Raw genomic sequence first — 16,976 nt, forward strand, 5'->3', positions numbered from 1 at the left:
TACGCAGCGGGATGACGAGCGCGCTATTCTATGCTATGAGCGCGCGCAACAAGGCTCTTATTATTCAGATGAACGAGCCTATATATCCATGCAATCGATAAAATCGGCAATCGGTAAAGATAATCGGCGCGCCTGATTGCGCTCGCCCCGTTGATAGTTGAAACTTTATGTCCATTTCGTTCGACCTCACCATCGATGACACACGCAACCAGCTTGCCCGCCACGTGCGCGCCAATCTGGAACAAAAACCGTCGCTTATCGGCATGTCGCGCGAGGAAATGGCGCAGGCGCTGATCGATGCCGGGGTGACGCAAAAGCAGGTCAAGATGCGCGTCGCCCAGCTCTGGCACTGGCTTTATGTGCGCGGCGTTTCCGATTTCGCCGATATGCGCAATATTTCCAAGGATCTGCGCCATGTTCTGGCGCAGCATTTTACCATTGCGCGCCCTGAAGTGGTCGAAGAGCAGATTTCGCAGGATGGCACCCGCAAATGGCTGTTTCGCTTTCCGCCGCGCGGCGCGGGCCGTCCGGTCGAAATCGAAAGCGTCTATATTCCCGAGGAAGGCCGCGGCACCTTGTGCATTTCCTCCCAGGTCGGCTGCACACTCACCTGCTCCTTCTGCCATACCGGCACGCAGAAGCTGGTGCGCAATCTGACGGCGGAAGAAATTCTGGCGCAGCTTCTGACCGCACGCGACCGGCTCGGTGATTTTCCCGATACCAACACGCCCGATGGCGCGATCGTGCCTGCGGAGGGCCGCAAGGTCACCAATATCGTGATGATGGGCATGGGCGAGCCACTCTATAATTTCGAGGAAGTGAAAAAGGCGCTGCTGATCGCTTCCGATGGCGACGGGCTTTCGCTCTCCAAGCGCCGCATCACGCTCTCGACATCGGGCGTCGTGCCGGAAATCTATCGCACCGGCGAGGAAATCGGCGTGATGCTGGCGATTTCGCTGCATGCGGTGCGCGACGACCTGCGTGATCTTCTCGTGCCGATCAACAAGAAATATCCGCTGGAACAACTCATCAAGGCATGCCGCGAATATCCGGGCCTCTCAAACGCCAAGCGCATCACCTTTGAATATGTGATGCTCAAGGACATCAACGACAGCATGGAAGACGCCAAACAGCTGGTGAAACTGCTGCGCGGCATTCCGGCCAAGATCAATCTCATACCTTTCAATCCGTGGCCCGGCACCAATTATCAATGTTCGGACTGGGAGCAGATCGAGCGTTTTGCCGATTATGTGAACGCGGCAGGCTATGCATCGCCGATCCGCACGCCGCGCGGGCGCGATATTCTCGCCGCCTGCGGGCAGTTGAAATCGGAATCGGAGCGGATGCGCAAGAGCGAACGTCTTGCGCTCGAAGCCATGATGATTGCAGGTCACGGGGAAGACTAAGCGAGGGCGCTTGACCGACACATTCGATTATATCATGCGCCTTGCCGCTATCCTCGTGGGCTATTGCTGCGCCATGCTGGCCGCCGGATTTTTTCTGGCGGCTATTTTTTATAGCCAGATCGATATGATGGGCTATGCGCAATCCGAATCTATAGGGGCCGATCCGTTCTTTGAGAGCTTTTTCGTCAATATAGGCGATGCCTGGATGATGGGCGGCTTTTATGCCGCAGTGCTCGTCGGCGGACCGGTTCTCGCGGTGATGGCGGGCAGCTACAGCTTCTTTCCGGCCCTCGTCCTGATCGTGCTTGGCGAAATCAGGGGGTGGCGTTCGTCATTGCCCTATTGCATCGGCGGACTTGTGATCGGCCTGCTGGCGTTGGGAACGGGCATGTTCCTTGTCGTCAACGGCCAGCCGTTCAGCGGAGGAACCGCGCTGATGACCGGCGCTTTTGCGGGTGCCGGAGTTGTTGGCGGCTTTGTCTACTGGCTCGTTGCCGGACGCAATGCCGGGCGATTTCTGGAGCGCCCGGTGAAATAAAATCATTTCGCCTGCGCGGTGATGATCTTCAGCGCGAAGGCCGAGAAAATCCCCGCAAACAGCCAGTCGACGATCCGCGTCACGGTCGGGTTTTTCTTCAGCAGTCCTGCAAACCTGTCAGCGGCCAGAATCATCGGAATGGTGAAAGGCAGCGATAGCGGAATGAAGGACAGGCCGAGGAACAATAATTTTCCCACCGCATGCGGATCATGGGCGGAGACGAATTGCGGCAGGAAGGTCATGTTGAACAGGATGATCTTCGGGTTCAGCAGATTGATGCCGAGCCCCGTCAGCCAGTTCTGGAACAATGTGTGCTTCTTGCCACCATTCTTTTCCGGCGAGAAGGCCGATCCCTTGCGGATCGCCTGCACGGCAAGCCAGACGAGATAGACCGCGCCAACTGTCTTGAGCACAGTGAAAGCGGCCGGAGAGGCAATAATCAGCGCGGAAAGCCCCAGAGCAACCATGCTCGTATGGATGACGATGCCCGTCAGCGCGCCGCCAAGGCAGGCAAAGCCTGCTGCCTTGCCTTCGGAAAGTGCCCGGCCCACGAACAAAGTCATGTCCGGTCCCGGCGTGATGGTGAGAATGGCGGTGGCGATGACGAACTGGACGAAAATCGTCCATTCGGGGATGAAGGTCAGGTTTGCCAGAAAAGACATTGAGAGACTCCAGAAATTCGCGGCAAGCTAACGCGAATTGCATAGGCACACCATCAAATTTTTATCGACAAAGTTCATGCTCGCATGGCAGGGCGGCACCATGCGGCTTGCGCCATCCTCGCCAACTGATAAAAGAACGGCAGCATCCTGTTCTTCGGCCCCTTGGCGGGGCTTTATCGCATCAGACGGAAAATGATCATGAGCAAGCTGAAAGACGTCAAAAAAGTCGTGCTCGCCTATTCGGGCGGCCTCGATACTTCGATTATCCTGAAATGGCTCCAGACGGAACTGGGCGCGGAAGTCGTAACCTTCACCGCCGATCTGGGTCAGGGCGAGGAACTTGAACCGGCACGCAAGAAGGCGGAAATGCTGGGTATCAAGGAAATCTTCGTCGAGGACGTGCGCGAGGAATTCGTGCGCGATTTCGTCTTCCCGATGTTCCGCGCCAATGCCGTCTATGAAGGCGTCTATCTGCTCGGCACTTCTATCGCCCGTCCGCTGATCTCCAAGCATCTCATCGAAATCGCTGAAAAGACCGGCGCAGACGCCATCGCGCATGGCGCGACCGGCAAGGGCAACGATCAGGTGCGCTTCGAGCTTTCCGCCTATGCGCTCAACCCGGACATCAAGATCATCGCGCCGTGGCGCGACTGGTCGTTCAAGAGCCGTACGCATCTGCTCGAATTTGCCGAACAGCACCAGATTCCCGTCGCCAAGGACAAGAAGGGCGAAGCCCCCTTCTCCGTCGACGCCAATCTGCTGCATTCCTCATCCGAGGGCAAGGTTCTGGAAGATCCGGCAATCGAAGCGCCCGAATATGTGCATATGCGCACGATCTCGCCCGAAGCAGCCCCCGACAAGGCCACGATCATCAAGATCGGCTTTGAAAAGGGCGACGCCGTGTCGATCAATGGCGAGCGCCTTTCGCCAGCGACGCTGCTTGCCAAGCTCAACGACTATGGCCGCGACAATGGCATTGGCCGTCTCGATCTGGTTGAAAACCGCTTCGTCGGCATGAAATCGCGCGGCGTATACGAGACGCCGGGCGGCACGATCCTGCTGGCCGCACATCGCGCCATCGAATCGATCACGCTCGATCGCGGTGCAGCGCACCTGAAAGACGAGCTGATGCCGCGCTATGCGGAGCTGATCTATTACGGCTTCTGGTTCTCGCCGGAACGCGAAATGCTGCAAGCCGCCATTGATCACAGCCAGCGCCATGTCGAGGGCGAAGTCACGCTCAAGCTCTATAAGGGCAATGTGATGGTGATCGGTCGCGAATCGGAAAAGTCGCTTTATTCCGACAAGCTCGTCACCTTTGAGGACGATCAGGGCGCTTACGACCAGAAGGACGCGGCAGGCTTCATCAAGCTCAATGCGCTGCGCCTGCGCACGCTGGCCGCGCGCAACCGGAAATAAATTTCCGCCTCTCCAGAATCATTTCAAGAAACGGCCCCCGCAACCGGGGGCCGTTCCTTTTTATTTGCAATGTCGGCTCACCGGGCCTCAAATGGCGGACAGCGCGACGGCAAGACCGTCAAGTGGCGCACGAAAGACAATGTTTTCAGCGTCCTGCCCCTTGAGCAGCGAGTAGGAAATCTCGGGCGTTGCGGCTTTTTTGATATAAGCACGCATGCGAGGGCCGACCGGCAGGTAGGAAATACAGACATTGCGATCACAGGCTGCAATCCGCGTTTTGATCGGCGCCGAGCCGTCACGAAAATCAAGCTGAATATGGTTGTCCGCTCCAACAGAGGCCGGGACGCGCATGATCATGAAGGGCTGGCCGGTATCCGTTGCCGCCAATGACCAACTCAGCACCGTCATCCCGCTCTCGCCAAGGATGGCCTGCGTTATGTTGCAAATCTTTTTCTTCTCTTGCAGATTTTCATCGCAGATTTGCGTCCAGTTCCGAAATGGCCGGACAATGCGGCGATATTGTCCCATCGGCACGCCATCGGGAACGGTGACATCTGCCGCCTTGATCGCAAAGCCCGGCGTCATTGTGAAAGCCGGGAACGGAGGCCGCAGCCTGGCCTGCTTGTCCTTCTGTCCGGCGAAAACAACGCCGGACAGAGAGACCAGAACCAGACCGGACAGGACCGAACGTCCCCATCCGGTTCGATATGGTGCCATCATGTCGATTGCCCGGTCAGTTGAAAGTATAGCTTAAACCGAACCCGCCGCCGACGCTTCGACCTGCCGCGGTGAGCGAGACATTGGATCGAAACCGGGAGTCCTCGCTGGTATAACCAAGACCCGCGGCAAAAGCGCCTTCTTTGCGCCAGACACCGCCACCAATCGCCATGCTGAACTTGCCGGGCCGCTCATCATAGCGCAGCGACGCTGCGGCAAGTCCGATAGCCGCCGCCTGACGGGCTTCTCTGCGGGCCTCGCCAATATGTCCGCTCAGCAAGCCGAATTTTTCATCGGTATAGGCGCGCGCCTGCCGGACCTGCCGATCCGTATAGCTGTTGGCGCTCGTAATGGCGTATGAAGTCCGCTCATCCGTATAGTTCTTTGCAGATTGCTGCACTGCGACAACGCTTTCGCGCAACTGTCCGAGATTGACCGCGTCGCTCGTCCTGACACCGCTTGCCACATTCGCCAATACGACCGGAGCGTTGGGATCACCGCCCTGAAGGGTGACGCTGTTTCTCTTCATGCCTTCGGAATCGAGATCGTATCTGATGGTATTTCTGCCAATCTCGGCAATACCGTCTTTCACAGTACCGATCTCCTGATTGGTCGCGTAAAGCTGTGATCCATTCACGGCATCGGTCGAATTTCTGGAAAGCTCGCCCTGCGCCACATGGCTGATCTTCTGTGCGGACCCGGTTCCACGGCTGGCATCATAGGCGCCGGTTTCCTTGTTCCACTGTAAAGCGCCTTGCTCAAGATTGCGGATACTGGCCGAAGCCGTATCGATCGATGCATCCAGATGATCGACGCGTCCACCAAGATGCTCCACCGCCTGATTGGTGGCATGGAGTTGCGAGCCATTGACGGCGTCCGTCGAAGTTGCATCGATGCGACCGGCTGCGACATTGGTCAGCGTGCGCTCCGCCCCCTTGTCACCCACGGAAACCGTTCCTGTCGGCTTGCTCCCGGCGAATGCGTAATCCTGACCAAGAAGCGTCACGCCGGAGGTGGCGACAATCTTCGCGGTATGGGAATCTGCTCCCAATGCAACATCGTTGGTGTTTGAGGCCACACTGCCCTTACCCAGCGCCAGCCCGTTGCTGCCCGCAGCCTTTGCTCCGCTACCCATGGCTATCGCGTCATCCCCACTGGCAAGGGCCGCTTTCTTGCCAGCGCCCATGGCTATCGCCCGTTTGCCTGATTGGCCGTCCAGTGTTGCAATCGAACCGATACGTATTCCCTGCGTGTCAGATCCCTCTCCCAGACCCAGCCTTCCGCTCGTGACGAACAATTCGCCGCCAAGCGTCAGGGAACGCGAACCGCTACCGTAAACTTCACTGTAAAAAAGCGCCCGGTTATTCTGTATTTCCTTGTGCGCACTCGAACATGTGATTGTTGCAGCACCACCCAGATCAGCCGTATTAGGGAGTTTGTTTTCTCCGGCTATATTCTTCGCAGTATTATTTTCCGCCGGGTTCAAGTTGTTATCATAATTCCCTATGACGGACATGCCCGTCTTATCGTATATCCAGGTACAACCCGGATCCGTTCCGTCATTTATAAATATACCGGGTCCGGCATGGCTTTGATTAACAAAAATATTACTTAATATTGCAGCAACAGCTATCTTGGAATATAAATTATAATTTATTTTAGACACAGCTAAATTTCCTATAAATATTCAACAATTACTTTATTATATTGGAAATAAAATTTGTAAAATTACCAATAGTTGCCAAGCAGATCATTGCCATGGACTAAAGAAATCTGAATTTTATTTGTATTTTGTAATTTTCCCGGACTTCCGGCAGGGACATCAGCAGCACACGCATGAGTGCGGCCGCCAGCACCGATATTCTGGCCGCATTCGCCGTTTGATGGCGCTTACAAGGAGAGCACCGCGCAATAATGCAGCGCTGCGCCGACCACCACGAATCCATGCCAGATGGCGTTCTGGAATCGCAGTCGCTCCCAGACATGGAAAATCACGCCGAGCGAATAGACCACCCCACCGGCGGCGATCAGCCAGAACACGGTGGGCGGAAGCGATTGCACCATCGTGTCATAGACCATGAGGCCGCTCCAGCCGAGTGCCAGATAAAGCAGGATCGACAGCCGATCGAAGCGACCGGGCAGAAAAAGCTTCAGCATGATGCCGATACCGGCCACACTCCATACAAACAGCAGCAAGGGCCAGGCAGCCGCGCCCATATGAATGGCGAAAGGCGTGTAGGTTCCGGCAATCAGCAGATAGATCGCCGAATGGTCAAAGCGGCGCAGAAACCATTTCATCGGCGAAACCGGCCAGATATTATAGAGCGCGGACAGCCCCAGCGCGGTCAAAAGACTTGCAAGATAGACAGCTGCGGAAATGGAGGCTGCGGCGGGCAGATGCGGCAGCGAATAGATGAACATGGCAAGTGCGCCCGCCACCGCCAGCGCCACGCCCAGCACATGGACGATGCCATCGGCCCAAAGCTCCGCCCGGTCATATTTCCATTTGACCTTATATGGCAATCCAGCATCCATCGCACCCGCCTTCCGCAGAAGATAACGCGATCTTGCCAGCACTTTGCAGCATTAAGATGACTGCTTTTCAAGGATGGGTTATTGCATATCGGATGTCAGCGAGAGAGTAGTGGGAGCGGTCGCGGGAACCGGCACCGCAGAACCTTGGGGCAAAGATGCCGCCTGCGCATCGATGACGGGGTTTTCTTGCTTGCGGAAACTGCCGTCCAGCCCGGTTTCGCGTAGCATGCCCTTGCGCTTGGCATCATAATAATAACCGCGCGCATAAAAGCGGACGGCCTGGCTTTCATCGCCTTCCGCTACCTTATAGGCACCGGCGAGATAGCGGACGGCATATTTCAGATTGGTTTCCGCATCGAGCAGGCCCTGCGCCGTTCCCTGATAACCCATGCCGCGCGCCGTAGGGTGGCTGATCTGCATCAGGCCCCAGTAAGGCCCGTTGCGCGCCCCCGGATTGAAACGGCTTTCGCGATGCACCACGCGGCGCACCAGCCTTTCAGGCACGTCATAAGCGCCTGAATATTTGCTGATGAGATCATCAAGACCATCGGGCGCATGGTCAGGTGTTTCAAATGCAATATTGGCCGCAAGAGAAGCCGGAGACGCTTCCGCCTGCGCGCCTGCAAAAGCGAGCATCGGCTCGGGCTCACCACGCATGCCCGGAATGGGAACGACGGAAGGCAGAACCGGATTGGCGAGGGCGACCATGTCTTGCGCTTCCGAAGTCTCCGCGGCCCCGTCAGCGCTCCGGGCAGTATCAGCGTTCTGGGCGCTATCGGCTTGCGTGAGCGATGCCGCTTTCATGCCATTGCTGTCGCCGGTGGTGTTGCAAGCGCTCAGCGCCAGCACGCAGCCTAATAATAGAAGGCCTTTAGCAAGGGAAGCAGGGGCGAAAGACGTCAAAGCATAAAGTCCCGATCTCGGAGCGTTTCCCGTTTAAACAGATGGTCGGAACCGCTCTATCTATTTGTTTTCAAAATCTTCTTCGATGCGCTTTTCAAGCTCGACCAAATCCTGCGGCAGCGGCATGCCGCTGGCTTTGAGAAGATTGAGCTTTTCGCGAATCGTTTCGCGGATTTCATGGATGTCCTGCGGCTGGTTCACCATCTGCTCAAACAGCAATCCGATTTCCGCCTTGATCTCCTCGAATGCCATACGATCCTCTCGATCCAGCAAGGCCCGTGCGGCCCGATCCAGACAAGTTCAACATGATTGTTAACCTTCATCTATCACGCAAAAGGCGGAAAACGGAAGCCCTCAAGAGCCCAAAGGCATCAAAATGAATGTTTCAGCCCGTAACGAAAATGTTGCGGCCATTAGAGAATGCGCGGGAGTGTCGTGTCCATCGCATTGATTTTATAAACAAAAACCCCAAAATCTTCGAGATCCAGACTGCCATCGGCATCGAAGAGATAAATGCTCATTGTGACCAAGGCGCAGGCCAGCAAAACGGCCAGTATCGTCAGGAACAAAAGGCGGCGGCCAAGTGAATATCTGGCGCCATCACCTTCTTGAGATGTCTTGGTCATGTTCAATCATCGTTTGTCGCATTCAAGTCTTCAGGCGGTGTACCATGTTCTGCGGCGGCTGCAAGATAGCCCTGCTGCACCAGCGCATGGCGCACAAGAAGAAGGATGGCTTCGCTCTGGTTCAATCCGGGGTATTTTTCATCGATGAAGCGTTCCAGAGCGCGATGAAGATCGTCGGGAAGATATATGCTCATCATGCCTCCATGACGGGGCCGTTCCAGAGGGACCCGGCAATCCGATTATTGATTATCCATCATTTGGGCACAATGATGAAATCCGCCTTTCGCGAGGCGGAAACCACCAGTTGCGCATTTGGAATATCGTTGGAAAGAGCGCGCTCGCGCGCTGCATGCCGATCATGGCCGTGATCGAGCCAGCGCTGAACGAGACGGCGCTCAAGCTCGGGAAAGGGAACGTCCAGAAAGACCGTTATATCGAAAAATCGCGCCAATCCCTGCCAGGGCTGCTGATCGAGCAACAGGTAATTGCCTTCTATAAGCAGGATCCGGTGATCGGGACGCACGATAGCTGCACCCGCGCGCGCCAGATCAAGCGCGCGGTCGAAGAGAGGAATCGCCACATCATCCGTGGCGTTTCCAAGCCGTTCCAGCAGGGCGGCGAAACCGGCGCAATCAAATGTCGGCGGCGAGCCTTTGCGCTTGCGCAGGCCCTTTTCATCGAGAACCCCATTGTCGAAATGAAATCCGTCCATCGGCACGATTGCCGCCGGCCCGTCGCCGCCCTTATTGATTGCCGCGCACAAGGAGGCGGAAAGGGTGGATTTTCCTGCACCGGGCGGGCCTGAGATTGCCACAAACAGCCGCTTTTGCGCCGCGTCAGAACACGAAAGGATTTCCCCCGCCAGATGCTCCGGGGATATATGTTTCGAAGCCGGGCTGTCCGGCCCGCCTGTGTTGTCATGATCGCGCTTGTGCATGAGAGGACGATACACAGTTTGTCATTCCCTAACAGCAAGTTTGATCTATCTTGTCTTGCAAACTACACAAATACCGACAAAAGCTTTCTTCAGCCAATTGAACCGAACGGGAAAAGCATGACCGTCAAGACAATCGCCACCACGCCCTTTCAGGATCAACAGCCAGGCACATCCGGCCTGCGCAAGAAAGTCCCGGTTTTCCAGCAGCCCCATTATGCGGAAAACTTCATCCAGTCGGTTTTCGATGTTCTGGACGGCTTTGAAGGCAAGACCCTCGTGGTCGGCGGAGACGGGCGCTTCTATAATCGGGAAGTGATCCAGAAACTCATCAAAATGGCCGCAGCCAACGGCTTCGGGCGCATCATGGTGGGGCAAGGCGGGATTCTGTCAACGCCTGCCGCTTCCAACATGATCCGCAAATACAAGGCATTTGGCGGCATGATACTCTCGGCAAGCCACAATCCGGGCGGGCCGAAGGAAGATTTCGGCATCAAGTACAATATCGGCAATGGCGGCCCTGCGCCTGAAAAAATCACCGAAGCCATCTTCGCCCGCTCCAAGGTGATCGATCAGTATAAAATCGCCGAGGTTGCCGATGTGGATATAGACACGATCGGCACGCAGCTTATCGGGCAGACAGAGATCGTCATTTTCGATCCGGTGACAGATTATGCCGAACTGATGGAAACCCTGTTCGATTTCGACGCCATTCGCGCGATGATCAAAGCGGGTTTCGGTCTTAAATTCGACTCCATGCATGCGGTCACCGGCCCCTATGCCAAGGAGATTTTCGAACGCCGTCTGGGCGCACCGGAAGGCAGCGTCATCAATTTCGTGCCGCTGCCCGATTTCGGAGGCCATCATCCCGATCCCAATCTGGTCTATGCCAAGGGTCTTTACGATCTGCTGATGTCGGACGACGCCCCCGATTTCGGCGCTGCGTCGGATGGCGACGGAGACCGCAATCTCATCATCGGGCGCGGTATTTTCGTCACCCCGTCCGACTCCCTCGCCCTGCTTGCCGCCAATGCGCATCTGGCGCCCGGTTATAAAGCCGGCATCAAGGGCATTGCGCGCTCCATGCCGACCAGTGCCGCCGCCGACCGCGTGGCGGAAAAGCTCGGCATCGGCCTTTACGAAACGCCGACAGGCTGGAAGTTCTTCGGCAATCTGCTCGACAATGGCAAGGTGACGATCTGCGGCGAGGAAAGTTCGGGCACCGGCTCCGATCATGTGCGCGAGAAGGATGGCTTATGGGCGGTTCTGCTCTGGCTCAATATTCTGGCCGTGCGCAAGCAAAGCGTGAAAGCGATCGTGGAAGAGCATTGGGCGCGTTTCGGGCGCAATTATTATACCCGCCACGATTACGAAGCGGTCGATTCGGACATTGCAAAGACGCTTGTGGCCGATCTGCGCGGCAAACTCGCCACCCTGCCCGGCACCCATGTCAACGGCCTGCAAGTCGTGAAGGCGGACGATTTCGCCTATCATGATCCGGTCGATCATTCGGTGAGCGAACATCAGGGCATCCGCATCTATTTCGAGGGCGGCGGGCGCGTGGTTCTGCGCCTTTCAGGCACCGGCACATCGGGCGCGACGATCCGCATCTATATCGAGCGTTATGAAGCCGATCAGGCCCGCCATGATCTCGATACGCAGGAAACGCTCGCCGCATTGATCGATGCAGCGGAAAAAATCGCCGAGGTCAAAAAGCGCAGCGGACGCCCGGAACCATCGGTCATTACGTGAGTGAAAGGGAATAAGGGCCTTATTCCCTTATTCCCTTATTCCCTTATTCCTTTAATCAAACACAATCGCGGGGGCTGGCTTACCGGCTCCTTTTCCGCCCTTCATGTTTTCCCAGACCTTTCGCGCGATCTCGCGATAGATTTTTGCGTGAGGACTATCGGGTTCCTTGGCGGTGATCGGCGTGCCATTGTCCGAATAGGCGCGCACATCCATATGCAGCGGCACTTCGCCCAAGAACGGCACATCGAGGCGTTCGGCTTCCTTGCGCGCGCCGCCATGGCCGAAAATATCGTAGCGCGTGCCCGTATCGGGCGCGATGAAATAACTCATATTCTCGACAATGCCCAAGAGCGGCACATCCACCTTGCGGAACATGTTGATGCCCTTGCGCGCATCGATCAAGGCCAGATCCTGCGGAGTGGAGACAACGACCGCGCCCGCAAGCGGCACCTGCTGCGCCATGGTGAGCTGCGCATCGCCGGTGCCGGGCGGCATATCGACGACCAGAACGTCAAGTTCGCCCCATGCGACCTCGCGCAGCATCTGCGTCAATGCCGACATCACCATCGGCCCGCGCCAGATCATCGGCGTTTCCTCATCGACCATGAAGCCCATGGACATGACCTTGACGCCATAATTCTCCATAGGCTTGAGAATGCGGCCTTCCACCGTTTCCGGACGTCCGGACAGGCCAAGCAGGCGCGGCATGGAAGGTCCGTAAATATCGGCATCCAGAATGCCGACCTTCAAACCGTTAGCAGCAAGGCCCAAAGCCAGATTGACGGCTGTCGTGGATTTGCCCACGCCGCCCTTGCCCGAAGCAACCGCAATGATCGAGCCGACGCCGGGAATGCCCGGTTTTGCAGCCGGACGCTGCTGCGGCTGGCGATGCTGCGCGGGGGCTGCGGGACGCGGCTGCGGTTTTGGCGGCGGGGCATCATCGCTGGTGCGGCCACCCTTCTTTTCAGCGGTCAATGTGACCAGCGCGCCGGTAACGCCCGGAATCTCCCTGACCACCTTTTCGGCCGCAAGACGCATGGGTTCCAGCGCATCGGCGCGTTCCGCCGGGACGGTGATCGAGAAAAAAACCTTGCCGTCGGCGATAAAAATATCTGAAATCAGACCGAGCGAGACGACATCGCTTTTGAAATCCGGCCCCGTCACGCCTTTCAGCCGCTCAAGAACCTGCTCGCGCGTTATGCTAGCCATTTATTCCAACCTCGCATGCGGCAAGTCGTGAACTTGCCTGCTTCACACTTCCTGAGATAATCCAGTTTCAGATAAAAGGCCAATCAATCCGGCCAAAGAGTTTCCAGAAAAAAGGTGACGATGATGGCAAAGGCCGTTCATACGATGATCCGCGTTCTCGATGAGGAGAAATCAGTCAGCTTCTACAATCAGGCTTTTGGTCTCCAGATTGCCGAGCGCATCGACTTTGAAAGCTTCACGCTGATCTATCTGCGCAATGAAGAAGCCGACTTCGAGGTCGAACTGACCGTCAATAAAGGCCGCACCGAGCCCTATAATCTCGGCGATGGCTATGGGCATCTGGCCGTGGTTGTGGACGATCTGGATGCCGAACATGCCCGCTTCAAGGAACTGGGGTTCAAGGTCGGAAATCTGGTCGATTTCAAGAATGGCGACGTGCCGGTCGCCCGTTTCTTTTTCGCGGACGACCCGGACGGCTATAAGATTGAGGTCATTCAGCGCGGCGGTCGCTATCGGTAAGCATATGGCAGCAATGCGGGCTTATTTGACGCTTGGCAAAGACAGCCACAATGAAATAAATAAATTGCGACACGAAGGAGAAGCTGCAAGTTGAGGAAAAGCGCAATCAACCGGCGGGCAATGCTGGCAATACGCATCATGAGCGTGTTGGCGGTTGTTCTCGTCGCTTTTGCGCATAGGCCCATCGAGCTTTCATCGGCCAGTGACTTCCAGTCCAGCTATTACATGCTTCCCGATGGCAGCTATCCGGTGCTGTGCATCAACGATAACAGCACCGACAGCTACGATCACGGGCAGAAAAGGCATCTGCATGATAATGGTTGCGAGGCATGCCGAATTTCAGCGGCATTCCTTTGCCCCCTGCCCGCCTCCTCGACCGGTGCCGCACCCGATATTGCGACGGCGCAGCACATCATTTTGCCGCAGCCGATTCTGCGGCGGAATATCTATCCGCCTTCAGCGCCACCGCACGCCCCGCCTTTTGCCTGAACAGTCTTTGCGAACACGCCGCTTGCCGAGCGGCATCCCGATTACTGACTATTCAGGTTTACCAAAATGAAAAACCATCAATTTTTTGCATCCGCAATTTCGGTTCTCGCCCTGTGCGCATCTGCTGGCTTGGCCAGCGCCCATTCGTCGCTCGAACAAAAGGAAGCAAAGGCTGGCAGCTTCTACAAGGCGGTCATCCGCATTCCGCACGGCTGCGACGGCAAGGCGACCACCGCTGTGAAAGTGGACTTGCCGGAAGGCTTTATCTCGGCGCAGCCGCAGCCCAAGGCAGGCTGGAAAGTGAAAACGACGAAAAGCGATTATGCGCAAGCCTATAAGGTTCATGGCAAGGATGTCGCATCGGGCGTCCGCCGGGTCGTCTGGAGCGACGGCGAACTGCCAAGCGATTATTATGATGAGTTTGTCGTTGTCGGCCAATTGGCCAGTTTCGACAAGAACACCGTGCTTTCCTTCCCCGTAACGCAATCATGCGGCGCGGATGCTTCCGTCGCCTGGACGCAAATTGCGCAGGAAGGTCAGGATCCGCATGCGCTGGCGCATCCCGCGCCCCAGCTTCATGTGGTGGCCAGTGCGGATGATCACGCAGACCATGGCAATCATGGGTCACACGGATCACACGGCGATCATGCCGCTGCCGCGATCAAGGTCGGGGAACTTGCCATCTCCAATCCGTCGGTGCGCGCCATGGTTCCGGGGGCAAAGGTGGCTGGCGGCTTCCTCACCATCACCAATGAGGGCAAGGAAGCCGACCGGCTGGTGAGTGCAAGCACAGGCGGCGTCAAGCGCGTGGAAATCCATGAAATGACCATGGAGAAGCAGGTGATGAAAATGCGCAAGCTCGACAATGGGCTGGAGCTTCCGGCAGGGGAAACCGTCGAGCTGAAATCGGGCGGCTACCACCTGATGTTCATCCAGCCCGAACATGCCTATAAGGAAGGCGAAAACATCACTGTAACGCTGGAGTTCGAAAAGGCCGGAAAGGTCGAAGTCGATTTTCCAGTGACCGCACAAAGCGGCAAATCCGGCGATCATTCGCACCACTGATGCCGTAGAGCGGTTCCTGTTTAAACGGAATCGTTGGAACCGCTCTATCTATTTGTTTTTGCGCATTATCCGGCGCATCGGAGCAGGACAAGAAATCAGTCCAGTGAACTGATTTTCCTGCGAAGGCGTTTCACACTTTTGCTGGAAATACTCTAGCTTCCGGCTCTGGCAGGCCGTCAGGCACTCATCTGAACGCCTGACGGCTTGCCAATCCCTGCTCGTCTTGCCCGTATAGCAGAATCCTGCGCCGGTTTGCCGCAATCGCCACGGCCATCGAATTGTTGCGCCCAGACGGTGATGCTGTATCTTATAAACATGACTATTATAGTCTAGAATAATTCTATTGTATTGAATTATTTGGGCTTTTTAAAGTTGATAGATTGACTCCAGTTAATTTTGCAGCTTTTATGCCTGAAGCAATTTGTACAGCCTTTGATGTCAGGGCCTTGCCCCCTTTCGATTGGAGGACCAGATGATCGGTCTTAATCAAAACCGGTCTGCATGTATCGACGGTTTGCCATGGCGCAAACCTTCACTGCCGACCGGACATTGCAGTGCGCCCGTCCAGCTTCAACGATGGAGGCGGGCATGAATATGCGCATATCGCAACTCACCGGCATGAACAGCACGGGCTATTATGACCGTCTGCCGGAAAAGCTGGTGCTTGAGGGTTATCGTCGCTGGACGGCAGGTTTCGAGACGGGGTCCATCATTCCGTGGGAAATGGCGTGGGGGCTTTATGCGGAGATTCTGGGGCCGCGGGAGGCCAAGCGCGCCATCGCCGAGCTTTCACAGTTCATCCGCGTCCTGCGGCACTGTGCAAGCTGTCCGCTGCGTGCATTTCCGTTCGATTCGAACCATGTCTGCCGCGAGGAATGCCTGACGCTCGGTTTGATTTCGGGCCTGCAAAATCATGATGCGCTGCTGCTCGACACATGCATCGGAGCGATTGCCTGCCAGCGTCGCTGCGACGATGTGGCAGAAGCCGCGCGCAATTTTGCCGATACATTGGCCGATTTCGGACAGACTTTGTTGCCAATACCCGTCCACGCCATCGACATTGCATTGAACACGACCCATAGCGCGACTTTTCATTGATCTGAAAGCGCAACGGGCAAAACGATTTTTATATTCGCCGCTCAATTGCGGTGCGAGGAGAGAACAATGTTAGCCAGAACCGAACGACGCCTCGGCTTTGTCGCCGCCATCATCCTGACGACGGCTGCTTTCACGACCCCGTCCCTGCCAGTGCTTGTCGCGCAGAACGACACTGCCGCTACACATCATGCATCCGTGACGACGGCAAAGCCTGAATTGCGCCGCGTCGCCGCACTTCATGAAGCTGTACTGACGCCTGCGCATTTCAAATAAAACACGAGCGCGTTTCGACCTCAATCAAAACGCGCCCTCATATAATTGTTTCTATAAATATTTTTCGCGAACTCGCTCACGCTTGCAGGCGATAATTATCCGACAATAATCGGCGCCTGCCCCTGAACGCGATTATAAAGATCGATAATGTCCTGATTGATCAGGCGAATACAGCCCGACGACATTGACTGGCCGATCGACCACCATTCCGGCGAACCGTGAATGCGATAGCCCGTATCACGACCGTTCTGGAAAATATAAAGCGCGCGTGCGCCAAGCGGGTTTTGCGGGCCGGGTTCCTGGCCATTGCGGTATTTTTCCAGTTCCGGCTTGCGCTGGATCATTTCCGGTGGCGGGGTCCAGCGCGGCCATTCCCTCTTATATTGAACATTGGCGCGACCGCTCCATTCGAAGCCCGCCTTGCCGATACCGACGCCATAGCGCAGCGCCTCGCCGCCGGGCAGGACATAATAAAGGAAGTGATCTTTGGTGCTGACAACGATCGTACCGGGCGCCTGTCCCGTCGGATCGGGCACGATCTGCCGCCGATATTGCTTTGGGATTTTTTCGTAAGGAATGGCAGGCAGGGAAAAAGACCCTTCCTGCACGGCGGCATACATGACATCGGGCGTGGTTATCGCCTTGTCCACGCTGATTTGCGGGCGCACAGCCGTGATAGACCCGGTGGACATTGGATCGATATTCATCTGAAAGGCAGACATGTCCATGGTTTGTGAACAGCCCGTCGCGCCGCCCAGCATGACTGCCCCCGTACCCAGCAGGAAATGACGGCGGTTTAATCTTTCATTCAACCCTGACATGAAAACGCCC

General features: G+C 56.3%; 20 protein-coding genes and 1 pseudogene. 9 read left to right on the plus strand and 12 right to left on the minus strand.

Features of this window, described 5'->3' with window-relative positions; all coding sequences use genetic code 11:
- Positions 1 to 167 precede the first annotated feature (167 nt).
- Together rlmN and DKP76_RS02200 are read left to right on the plus strand one after the other, a co-directional pair.
- Positions 168 to 1,406, plus strand: a complete 1,239-nt coding sequence (gene rlmN, locus DKP76_RS02195) for a dual-specificity RNA methyltransferase RlmN (protein ID WP_109704773.1) — start codon at positions 168 to 170, stop codon at positions 1,404 to 1,406.
- A 10-nt stretch (positions 1,407 to 1,416) separates the two neighbouring features.
- A complete protein-coding gene (locus tag DKP76_RS02200) occupies positions 1,417 to 1,944 on the plus strand; it encodes a hypothetical protein (RefSeq protein ID WP_109704774.1) in 528 nt (175 codons plus the stop codon).
- 2 nt (positions 1,945 to 1,946) lie between these two features.
- Here DKP76_RS02200 and DKP76_RS02205 read toward each other — a convergent pair whose 3' ends face one another.
- Positions 1,947 to 2,606 (minus strand): LysE family translocator, encoded by a 660-nt coding sequence (locus DKP76_RS02205; protein ID WP_109704775.1) that lies wholly within the window; start codon positions 2,604 to 2,606, stop codon positions 1,947 to 1,949.
- Positions 2,607 to 2,804: 198 nt separating this feature from the next.
- On the opposite strand from DKP76_RS02205, the gene DKP76_RS02210 reads away from it, so the two are divergent.
- Complete coding sequence (locus DKP76_RS02210; protein WP_109704776.1) at positions 2,805 to 4,025, plus strand: argininosuccinate synthase; 1,221 nt, start codon at positions 2,805 to 2,807, stop codon at positions 4,023 to 4,025.
- Positions 4,026 to 4,112: 87 nt separating this feature from the next.
- On the opposite strand, the gene DKP76_RS02215 is transcribed toward DKP76_RS02210, so the two are convergent.
- The 9 genes and pseudogenes from DKP76_RS02215 to DKP76_RS02250 all read right to left on the minus strand — a co-directional run bounded on the left by DKP76_RS02215 (position 4,113) and on the right by DKP76_RS02250 (position 9,743).
- Complete coding sequence (locus DKP76_RS02215; RefSeq protein ID WP_109704777.1) at positions 4,113 to 4,745, minus strand: invasion associated locus B family protein; 633 nt, start codon at positions 4,743 to 4,745, stop codon at positions 4,113 to 4,115.
- A 13-nt stretch (positions 4,746 to 4,758) separates the two neighbouring features.
- A complete protein-coding gene (locus DKP76_RS19795; RefSeq protein WP_425349360.1) occupies positions 4,759 to 5,418 on the minus strand; it encodes a YadA-like family protein in 660 nt (219 codons plus the stop codon).
- Between the two features lie 123 nt (positions 5,419 to 5,541).
- Positions 5,542 to 6,258: pseudogene (locus DKP76_RS19800) on the minus strand (hypothetical protein); the annotation flags it as partial.
- Between the two features lie 374 nt (positions 6,259 to 6,632).
- Positions 6,633 to 7,277 carry a PAQR family membrane homeostasis protein TrhA gene (gene trhA / locus DKP76_RS02225; RefSeq protein ID WP_109705141.1) on the minus strand — a complete coding sequence of 215 codons (645 nt, stop codon included), beginning with the start codon at positions 7,275 to 7,277 and terminating at the stop codon, positions 6,633 to 6,635.
- Between the two features lie 78 nt (positions 7,278 to 7,355).
- Positions 7,356 to 8,081, minus strand: coding sequence for a lytic transglycosylase domain-containing protein (locus DKP76_RS02230; RefSeq protein ID WP_245410116.1), 726 nt, complete (start codon positions 8,079 to 8,081; stop codon positions 7,356 to 7,358).
- A 159-nt stretch (positions 8,082 to 8,240) separates the two neighbouring features.
- Entirely contained in the window at positions 8,241 to 8,432 is a 192-nt protein-coding gene (locus tag DKP76_RS02235; protein WP_109704779.1) for a hypothetical protein, read from the minus strand.
- A gap of 161 nt (positions 8,433 to 8,593) precedes the next feature.
- On the minus strand, positions 8,594 to 8,806 hold the full coding sequence (locus DKP76_RS02240; RefSeq protein ID WP_109704780.1) for a hypothetical protein: 213 nt from the start codon (positions 8,804 to 8,806) through the stop codon (positions 8,594 to 8,596).
- 2 nt (positions 8,807 to 8,808) lie between these two features.
- On the minus strand, positions 8,809 to 9,000 hold the full coding sequence (locus DKP76_RS02245; protein ID WP_109704781.1) for a ribbon-helix-helix domain-containing protein: 192 nt from the start codon (positions 8,998 to 9,000) through the stop codon (positions 8,809 to 8,811).
- 59 nt (positions 9,001 to 9,059) lie between these two features.
- Positions 9,060 to 9,743, minus strand: coding sequence for a nucleoside/nucleotide kinase family protein (locus DKP76_RS02250; protein ID WP_109704782.1), 684 nt, complete (start codon positions 9,741 to 9,743; stop codon positions 9,060 to 9,062).
- Between the two features lie 117 nt (positions 9,744 to 9,860).
- Here DKP76_RS02250 and DKP76_RS02255 point away from each other — a divergent pair, with 117 nt between their 5' ends.
- Positions 9,861 to 11,492 (plus strand): alpha-D-glucose phosphate-specific phosphoglucomutase, encoded by a 1,632-nt coding sequence (locus DKP76_RS02255; protein ID WP_109704783.1) that lies wholly within the window; start codon positions 9,861 to 9,863, stop codon positions 11,490 to 11,492.
- A gap of 51 nt (positions 11,493 to 11,543) precedes the next feature.
- On the opposite strand, the gene DKP76_RS02260 is transcribed toward DKP76_RS02255, so the two are convergent.
- Positions 11,544 to 12,701, minus strand: coding sequence for an Mrp/NBP35 family ATP-binding protein (locus DKP76_RS02260; protein ID WP_109704784.1), 1,158 nt, complete (start codon positions 12,699 to 12,701; stop codon positions 11,544 to 11,546).
- A 123-nt stretch (positions 12,702 to 12,824) separates the two neighbouring features.
- On the opposite strand from DKP76_RS02260, the gene DKP76_RS02265 reads away from it, so the two are divergent.
- From DKP76_RS02265 to DKP76_RS02285, 5 genes are all read left to right on the plus strand, one after another.
- The gene (locus DKP76_RS02265) at positions 12,825 to 13,220 is read left to right on the plus strand and encodes a VOC family protein (protein WP_109705142.1); all 396 of its coding nucleotides are present in this window, start codon (positions 12,825 to 12,827) and stop codon (positions 13,218 to 13,220) included.
- 90 nt (positions 13,221 to 13,310) lie between these two features.
- Complete coding sequence (locus DKP76_RS02270; RefSeq protein WP_425349357.1) at positions 13,311 to 13,709, plus strand: hypothetical protein; 399 nt, start codon at positions 13,311 to 13,313, stop codon at positions 13,707 to 13,709.
- A gap of 66 nt (positions 13,710 to 13,775) precedes the next feature.
- On the plus strand, positions 13,776 to 14,774 hold the full coding sequence (locus DKP76_RS02275; RefSeq protein WP_109704786.1) for a DUF1775 domain-containing protein: 999 nt from the start codon (positions 13,776 to 13,778) through the stop codon (positions 14,772 to 14,774).
- 588 nt (positions 14,775 to 15,362) lie between these two features.
- On the plus strand, positions 15,363 to 15,872 hold the full coding sequence (locus DKP76_RS02280; protein ID WP_199224730.1) for a hypothetical protein: 510 nt from the start codon (positions 15,363 to 15,365) through the stop codon (positions 15,870 to 15,872).
- 66 nt (positions 15,873 to 15,938) lie between these two features.
- Entirely contained in the window at positions 15,939 to 16,145 is a 207-nt protein-coding gene (locus tag DKP76_RS02285) for a hypothetical protein (RefSeq protein WP_109704787.1), read from the plus strand.
- A 95-nt stretch (positions 16,146 to 16,240) separates the two neighbouring features.
- Here DKP76_RS02285 and DKP76_RS02290 read toward each other — a convergent pair whose 3' ends face one another.
- The gene (locus tag DKP76_RS02290) at positions 16,241 to 16,966 is read right to left on the minus strand and encodes a L,D-transpeptidase (protein WP_109704788.1); all 726 of its coding nucleotides are present in this window, start codon (positions 16,964 to 16,966) and stop codon (positions 16,241 to 16,243) included.
- Positions 16,967 to 16,976 lie beyond the last annotated feature (10 nt).

Origin of the sequence: Falsochrobactrum shanghaiense (genome assembly GCF_003149535.1) — a bacterium.
Lineage (GTDB): Bacteria > Pseudomonadota > Alphaproteobacteria > Rhizobiales > Rhizobiaceae > Brucella > Brucella shanghaiense.

Excerpts from the sequence above, each read along its gene's own strand:
- DKP76_RS02280 (WP_199224730.1), top strand. The coding sequence starts at position 15,363 with ATGAATATGCGCATATCGCAACTCACCGGCATGAACAGCACGGGCTAT.
- DKP76_RS02290 (WP_109704788.1), bottom strand. The coding sequence starts at position 16,966 with ATGTCAGGGTTGAATGAAAGATTAAACCGCCGTCATTTCCTGCTGGGT.
- DKP76_RS02265 (WP_109705142.1), top strand. The coding sequence starts at position 12,825 with ATGGCAAAGGCCGTTCATACGATGATCCGCGTTCTCGATGAGGAGAAA.
- DKP76_RS02210 (WP_109704776.1), top strand. The coding sequence starts at position 2,805 with ATGAGCAAGCTGAAAGACGTCAAAAAAGTCGTGCTCGCCTATTCGGGC.
- DKP76_RS02260 (WP_109704784.1), bottom strand. The coding sequence starts at position 12,701 with ATGGCTAGCATAACGCGCGAGCAGGTTCTTGAGCGGCTGAAAGGCGTG.
- DKP76_RS02255 (WP_109704783.1), top strand. The coding sequence starts at position 9,861 with ATGACCGTCAAGACAATCGCCACCACGCCCTTTCAGGATCAACAGCCA.
- DKP76_RS02235 (WP_109704779.1), bottom strand. The coding sequence starts at position 8,432 with ATGGCATTCGAGGAGATCAAGGCGGAAATCGGATTGCTGTTTGAGCAG.
- DKP76_RS02275 (WP_109704786.1), top strand. The coding sequence starts at position 13,776 with ATGAAAAACCATCAATTTTTTGCATCCGCAATTTCGGTTCTCGCCCTG.
- DKP76_RS02240 (WP_109704780.1), bottom strand. The coding sequence starts at position 8,806 with ATGACCAAGACATCTCAAGAAGGTGATGGCGCCAGATATTCACTTGGC.
- DKP76_RS02205 (WP_109704775.1), bottom strand. The coding sequence starts at position 2,606 with ATGTCTTTTCTGGCAAACCTGACCTTCATCCCCGAATGGACGATTTTC.
- trhA (WP_109705141.1), bottom strand. The coding sequence starts at position 7,277 with ATGGATGCTGGATTGCCATATAAGGTCAAATGGAAATATGACCGGGCG.
- DKP76_RS02215 (WP_109704777.1), bottom strand. The coding sequence starts at position 4,745 with ATGATGGCACCATATCGAACCGGATGGGGACGTTCGGTCCTGTCCGGT.
- DKP76_RS02285 (WP_109704787.1), top strand. The coding sequence starts at position 15,939 with ATGTTAGCCAGAACCGAACGACGCCTCGGCTTTGTCGCCGCCATCATC.
- DKP76_RS02250 (WP_109704782.1), bottom strand. The coding sequence starts at position 9,743 with ATGCACAAGCGCGATCATGACAACACAGGCGGGCCGGACAGCCCGGCT.
- DKP76_RS02245 (WP_109704781.1), bottom strand. The coding sequence starts at position 9,000 with ATGAGCATATATCTTCCCGACGATCTTCATCGCGCTCTGGAACGCTTC.
- rlmN (WP_109704773.1), top strand. The coding sequence starts at position 168 with ATGTCCATTTCGTTCGACCTCACCATCGATGACACACGCAACCAGCTT.
- DKP76_RS02230 (WP_245410116.1), bottom strand. The coding sequence starts at position 8,081 with ATGAAAGCGGCATCGCTCACGCAAGCCGATAGCGCCCAGAACGCTGAT.